Below are 6,000 nucleotides of genomic sequence, written 5' to 3' on the forward strand. Positions count from 1 at the left end.
GATTCGCCCGTTCGGGCGCCCCGTGGGGTTGATCTTGGGCCGTACGAGTGTCGCCGTAACCCGCCGGTGTCAGATCCGGACGCCGAACTCGAACGTCATGTCACCGATCGCCTCGTAGCGCACCGAGGCACCGGTGTGCGGGGCGTGCAGCACCTGGCCGCCACCCGCGTAGAGACCGACGTGGTGGTAGTCGCCGTAGAAGATGACCAGGTCGCCGACCTTGAGGTCGCTCTGGCTGTAGATCCGGGTGCCGGCGTTGGCCTGGGCCTCGGAGGTGCGCGGGATGGTGACGCCGGCCTGGGCGTAGGCCCAGGAGGTCAGGCCCGAGCAGTCGAAGGAGGACGGTCCGGAGGCGCCGTAGACGTACGGCGAGCCGATCACGGACTGGGCGGCGGCGAAGGCGGAGGCGGCCCGGCCGGAGGCGGAGCCGGTGTTGCCGAGGTCCACCCGGGAGGAGGCACGGCTGGCGGCCTGGGCCTGCTCGGCGTCCAGGGCGGCCTTCTCCTTGGCCGTCAGGGTGTTCAGGAGCTTCTGCGCGTCGGCGAGCTTGGACTGGACGGCGCTCTTCTGCTTGGCCAGCTCGGTGCGGGTGGCGGAGAGGTCCTTGAGCTTGTCCGTCGCCTCTGCCCGCTCCTGGGCGAGTTCGCGCTGTTTGTCCTGAATCTTCTTCAGGGCCTCGACCTGCTGGCCGCTCAACTGGTCGAGCGTGGACGCCTTGTCGAGGTAGTCGTCCGGGTCGGAGGAGAGGAAGAGCTGGACCGACGGGTCTATGCCACCGGAGCGGTACTGCGCGGTGGCGAGCGAACCGAGGCTGTCCCGCAGCTTGTTGAGGTCCTCCTGACCACGGGCCACATTGTCCTGGATCGTGGAGATTTCCTTCTGCAGCTTCTGCTGCTTGTCCTTGGCTCCGTCCAGCTTCTCGGTGGCCTGCTCGGCCTCCTCGTAGAGCTTGTCGACCTTCGCCTTGACCTCGTCCTTGCTCAGCTTCTCGCTGGGCGCCGCGTTGGCGGCGTTGGCGCTGAGGACGACAGCAGCGGCGGCTGCGGTGGTCAACACGGTCACGCGCGCGCGACTCGGCTGCTTGGGTCGACGATGGGACGCCACGGAGACGGGCTCCTTCGTTTGAGTGATCACCCGTGTGGAGGTTCGAGGCCCGACCCTAGTGACCTCCCTGTGATCAGTTCAAACCCAACAGCGAAAAAACTGGTCACGCAACGCACTCTTTGCACATAACTCACGTGCCGTAATGCTCGATTGACGCTACGTTGCGTGACGGTTCGGTCAATTCGGGCATTGCATATGTCCGTTGAACCTTCAGGACAGTCGCTTCAGAAGCATCGCAGAAGCCACCGGACGGGCACCCGCCTTGGCGACCCCGTCGGCGACCTCGCGGTCGGTCGAGGCGACGATCACCGGACGGCCCGGCGGCTCGGCGCGCACCAGCTGGCGGATCAGCTCGTCCGCGGTGACACCGGGCTTGGAGAAGAGGACCCTGACCCCGCGCGGCGGGGCGAGCAGCACCGGGGCGGCCAGTTCGGCGCCGTCGAAGACACACGTGACCTCGGCGCCGGTCTGCGCGGCGAGCTGGGAGAGCTGGCCGAGCAGCCGCAGCCGCTGCTTCTCCAACGGCATCTGCGGATAGCCGGTCTTGGTCACGTTGTAGCCGTCGACGACCAAGTGCGCCTGGGGCAGGGCGAGCAGCTGGTTGAGAATGGCCGGGTCGTTCTCGGAGAGCGCCCGGGCCGCGATGTCCTTCGGGGTCATCCGTCCCGGTTCGACCGCATCCACGGTCTCGGCGGGCCGCACCGACACCGGCGGCAGCGCCAGTTCGCGGCGCAGCCCCTGGGCCGCGTCCAGGACGGTGTCGAGCAGCAGCCGTACTCTCATGTCCTCGACGCTGCGCCCCTCGCGGGCGGCCCGGCGGCTGGCCTCCAGGGCGGCCTCGACCTCGCCGAGCCGGGCCTTGAGACGCCGGCCCTCGCTCTCGGCGGCGGACACCTGGGCCTGCCCCTCGGTGCGCACCGACTCCATCTCGCCCTGCATCTTGCGCAGCGCGGCCTCGCCCCGCTTGACGTCACTGAGGGCAGCGCGCAGCTTGCGGTGAAGCGATTCCGCTTCCTTCTTCGCCGCGTCCAGCTCGGCGCGCAGCCGCTCCGTGTCGGCACGGGTCTGCTCCCGGGCCCGGTCCAGCTCCTCGCGCAGCCGCTCCAGTTCGGCCCGGCTCTCCTCGTCGGCGCGCTCGGCGTCGGCCCGCTGGGCCTCCTCGCCGGCCGCCGCCACCAGCTTCACCCAGCCCGTGGGGCGCAGTACGTAGGCCGCGGCCGCCACATCGAGCGGGTCCGCGGCCGGGGGCGGTGAGCCGGAGTCGAGGGCGCCGGCGAGTTCCGGCTGGGCCTCTCTGAGCTTCTCCCCGATCCGCTGCCGGAAGAGGGTGTCCGTCTCCAGCGCGGTCGCCATGGCGTTCCCGGCGAACTTGGCCCGCCGGTTCGGGGCGAACCGGGCGTACTGCCGCAGCTGGGCGGGCAGTTCGGCGACGGTCAGCCCGCCGAAGCCGTCCGACACGATCTGCACGACACGCCGTCGCACGCCGTCGGGCAACGGACGGTCAAGCACCTCGGCGGTGCCGTCGCCCGGCCCCCCGCCTGTGGTCTCCACCATCCGTCACACCCCATCACCTGTGCGGGGCCGCCTCCCGGTCTCAGGAGTCGGCACCCGGCCTGTCCACGAGTTCCACCTGGTCCACCGCGTTGCACCAGCGGCAGCGCACCGACTCGATGGTCTCACTGACCACCTCGCGCTCCTCGACCTTGGGCTCACCGGCCAGGTCGAGGTGCACGTACTCCACGACCTTCGACGAGCGGGTCACGTCGAACCGCGTCAGGTTGCCGCAGAGGGTGCAGCGCCACCGCGTCGTGGCGGTCGGCAGGGGAACCGTCATCGTGACTGTTCGCTTCCTTCTAGTGTCCGTGACGCGCCGTCCCGACGCGTGTGGCTCGTTACCCTACGGCCTGGCGAGTACTCGACGCCGCCCTGTCCACGGCGGCGAGGCGATCTGCACCAGTGCATCCCGTTACGCCATGCTCTATGTCCATGATCGGCAACTGGAACACGACGGCCGGCCGGACCCTGCGGAGGCTGAGGGGCACGTCGGCGCCCATGACGTACACCCTGATCGCCGTGTGCTGCCTGATCTTCGTGCTCGGCCCGGCGTCCGGCTTCACCCCGTCCTACGGCACCGGGGACGCCCTGGCGGCCGCGCAGCGCGCGTACTTCCGGCGCTGGGGGGTGGTCCCCGCCGACCTGTTCGACGGTCCGGCGCGGGAGGTGCTCACCCCGGCCACGGCGCTGTTCATCCACGGCAGCTGGGTGCACCTGCTCGGCAACATGCTCTTCCTCTTCGTCTTCGGGGCGATGGCCGAGGAGCGGATGGGCCGTGTGGAGTTCACCCTCTTCTACATCGGCTGCGGCTACCTCGCACTGCTCGGCTACGCGGCCGCCAACGCCACGTCCCAGCAGTCGCTGGTGGGGGCGTCCGGGGCGATCTCAGCGGTCCTCGGAGCGTTTCTGTACCTGTTCCCCAGCGCCCGCGTGACCAGTCTTCTGCCGTTCCTCTTCTTCCTTCCGCTCCGGTTCCCGGCCTGGGTGGTGCTCCCCTTCTGGGCCGCCCTGCAGTGGCTCGCCCTGAACCAGGCCCCCTCCGGCCCCGGCGTGGCCTACCTCGCCCACCTGGTCGGCTTCGGACTCGGTGTCGGCTACGCGTGGGTGCGGTACGGCCGTGGGACTAAAGTGAAGGCCGCCCCAGCTCCGGCACCCGAGGGAGAGAACCAGCCGTGATCACCGCGATCGTCCTCATCAAGACCAGCGTGGACCGGATCCCCGAGATCGCGGAACAGATCGCCGCGCTGGACAGCGTCAGCGAGGTCTTCTCCGTCACCGGTACGTACGACTTGATCGCCATGGTCCGGGTGCGCGAGCACGAGGACCTGGCCGAGGTGATCCCGGGCCGGATCAGCAAGATCCAGGGCGTGGAGGGCACGGACACGCACGTCGCGTTCCGCACGTACTCCCAGCACGACCTGGAGGCGGCGTTCGCGATCGGCCTGGACAGCTGAAGCACCCCGTAAGGGGCGCAGATCAGCTCACCGCCGGGACGCAGCGGCCGTCCTCGGTGCGGTACGACCACTTCGCACCGTCGGTCACCAGTTCCCGTACGGCGTTGACGAACCGCTCCACATGCTCGTCCGGCGTTCCCGCCCCGAAGCTCACCCGGATCGCGTTCAGGGACTTCTCGCCCGGTGCCGCCTCCGGCGCCCCGCACTCGCCCTGGGTCTGCGGGTCGGAGCCCAGCAGGGTCCTGACCAGCGGGTGGGCGCAGAAGAGGCCGTCGCGGACGCCGATGCCGTACTCGGCGGAGAGCGCCGCGGCGAAGTGGGAGCTGTTCCAGCCCTCGACCACGAAGGAGAGCACGCCCACGCGCGGGGCGTCGTCGCCGAAGAGGGACAGGACACGGACCTCGGGCACCTCGGCGAGGCCCTCCCGGACCTTGGCGATCAGGTACCGCTCGCGGGCGACCAGCGTGTCGAAGCCCGCCTCGGTCAGCGCCTTGCAGGCCGTGGCGATCGAGTAGGCGCCGATGACGTTCGGGGAGCCCGCCTCGTGGCGCGCGGCGCTCTCGTGCCACTCCACGGCCACTCCCCCGTCCTCGCGCCGGGTGACCTTGCGGCTGGCGCCGCCGCCCGCGAGGTACGGCTCGGCCGCCCGCAGCCAGTCGGCACGGCCGGCCAGGACGCCGGAGCCGAAGGGGGCGTACAGCTTGTGGCCGGAGAAGGCGATCCAGTCGACGTCCAGCTCGCGGACGCTCACCGGGTGGTGCGGGGCCAGCTGGGCCGCGTCCAGGACGATCCGGGCGCCGTGCGCGTGCGCGGCGGCGGCCAGCTCACGGACCGGCCACAGCTCGCCGGTGACGTTCGAGGCGCCGGTGACACAGACCAGGGCCGGGCCGTGCGGGTCACGGTCGGCGAGGGCCTTCTCCAGCGTCTGGACGGCCTGGCGCGGGGTGCGCGGGGCGTCGAGGTAGCTGACCCGGGCGTCCTGCCAGGGCAGCAGGCTCGCGTGGTGCTCGGTCTCGAAGACGAAGACCTGGCAGTCGGCAGGGAGGGCGCGGGCCAGGAGGTTCAGGGAGTCCGTGGTCGAGCGGGTGAAGACCAGCTGGTCGTCCTGGCGGCAGTCGAGGAACTCGGCGACGGTCCGGCGGGCGTTCTCGAAGAGGTCCGTGGAGAGCTGGGAGAGGTAGCCGGCGCCGCGGTGGACGCTGCCGTAGTAGGGCGCGTACGCCGCCACGTCGTCCCAGACACGCTGGAGGGCGGGGGCGCTGGCCGCGTAGTCGAGGGCGGCGTAGGTGACCTCGCCGCCGGTGACGAGCGGGACGGTGACATCTCGTCCCAGAACGGGCAGAGGGGCACAGATCGACTGGGCGGAGACAGACATGGCGGAACTCCCGTGAGAGGAAGGAAGAAAGGGAAAAGTGGTGCGCGGAAATGGGGGCTCGACGCCCTAGCGCATTCGCTTGCTCACGGGAGACTCCCTCGATGACCAGGATCCCTGGACTGTGCTCATTCAGAAGAGCGTGAGGGATCCGCGCTTGCCGCAGACCTCGCTGCCTACGGCCTGGTCTTCACCCGGGGCACCCCGCCACGGACGGAGGGTTGCCGGACAGTCGGCCGGGGCCTCATGACTGTCACTCATGACCTGACTGGAAAACTAGATGAAGTGATCGCCGGCGCGCAACTCCTGTCCGGATGACGGGACACGCCCCAGCGGGCCCCGACGCCGGCCCGGCACCGCCGAGCAGGCCGTGTGTGGTTGCGCGCCGTCGCGGCGGTGGCGGAGTCTCCCCCCTTCGCCTCGCCAGGCGTCGGGACAGTGGGAGGCGGTCGGGCAGCGGATCCTGGCCGGCGCGCTGCCGCTCGGTGAGCGGGACGGGCAACTCCTGGAGCGCCA

At 70.4% G+C, this 6,000-nt stretch carries 6 protein-coding genes and 1 riboswitch; of the genes, 2 read left to right on the top strand and 4 right to left on the bottom strand.

Annotated features, from left to right (window positions below):
- Positions 1–69: 69 nt before the first annotated feature.
- From ABZ642_RS14495 to ABZ642_RS14505, 3 genes are all read right to left on the bottom strand, one after another.
- Positions 70–1,104: an NlpC/P60 family protein gene (locus ABZ642_RS14495; RefSeq protein ID WP_360482450.1), complete on the bottom strand. Its 1,035-nt coding sequence runs from the start codon at positions 1,102–1,104 to the stop codon at positions 70–72.
- A gap of 210 nt (positions 1,105–1,314) precedes the next feature.
- Positions 1,315–2,658 (bottom strand): NYN domain-containing protein, encoded by a 1,344-nt coding sequence (locus tag ABZ642_RS14500; protein WP_360482454.1) that lies wholly within the window; start codon positions 2,656–2,658, stop codon positions 1,315–1,317.
- A 40-nt stretch (positions 2,659–2,698) separates the two neighbouring features.
- Positions 2,699–2,938, bottom strand: coding sequence for a hypothetical protein (locus ABZ642_RS14505; RefSeq protein WP_009309707.1), 240 nt, complete (start codon positions 2,936–2,938; stop codon positions 2,699–2,701).
- Between the two features lie 152 nt (positions 2,939–3,090).
- Between ABZ642_RS14505 and ABZ642_RS14510 the strand changes: the two genes are divergently transcribed.
- Together ABZ642_RS14510 and ABZ642_RS14515 are read left to right on the top strand one after the other, a co-directional pair.
- Positions 3,091–3,834 (top strand): rhomboid family intramembrane serine protease, encoded by a 744-nt coding sequence (locus ABZ642_RS14510; protein ID WP_360482457.1) that lies wholly within the window; start codon positions 3,091–3,093, stop codon positions 3,832–3,834.
- A complete protein-coding gene (locus tag ABZ642_RS14515; protein WP_024882613.1) occupies positions 3,831–4,112 on the top strand; it encodes an Lrp/AsnC ligand binding domain-containing protein in 282 nt (93 codons plus the stop codon). The genes ABZ642_RS14510 and ABZ642_RS14515 overlap by 4 nt, the downstream gene beginning before the upstream one ends.
- A gap of 22 nt (positions 4,113–4,134) precedes the next feature.
- Here ABZ642_RS14515 and ABZ642_RS14520 read toward each other — a convergent pair whose 3' ends face one another.
- Positions 4,135–5,487: an aminotransferase class V-fold PLP-dependent enzyme gene (locus ABZ642_RS14520; protein ID WP_360482460.1), complete on the bottom strand. Its 1,353-nt coding sequence runs from the start codon at positions 5,485–5,487 to the stop codon at positions 4,135–4,137.
- A 145-nt stretch (positions 5,488–5,632) separates the two neighbouring features.
- A riboswitch (SAM riboswitch) is annotated at positions 5,633–5,749 on the bottom strand.
- Between the last annotated feature and the right edge of the window lie 251 nt (positions 5,750–6,000).

The sequence above is a fragment of the Streptomyces sp. NPDC007157 genome, assembly GCF_040634235.1.
GTDB lineage: Bacteria > Actinomycetota > Actinomycetes > Streptomycetales > Streptomycetaceae > Streptomyces.

Excerpts from the sequence above, each read along its gene's own strand:
- ABZ642_RS14500 (WP_360482454.1), bottom strand. The coding sequence starts at position 2,658 with ATGGTGGAGACCACAGGCGGGGGGCCGGGCGACGGCACCGCCGAGGTG.
- ABZ642_RS14505 (WP_009309707.1), bottom strand. The coding sequence starts at position 2,938 with ATGACGGTTCCCCTGCCGACCGCCACGACGCGGTGGCGCTGCACCCTC.
- ABZ642_RS14510 (WP_360482457.1), top strand. The coding sequence starts at position 3,091 with ATGATCGGCAACTGGAACACGACGGCCGGCCGGACCCTGCGGAGGCTG.
- ABZ642_RS14520 (WP_360482460.1), bottom strand. The coding sequence starts at position 5,487 with ATGTCTGTCTCCGCCCAGTCGATCTGTGCCCCTCTGCCCGTTCTGGGA.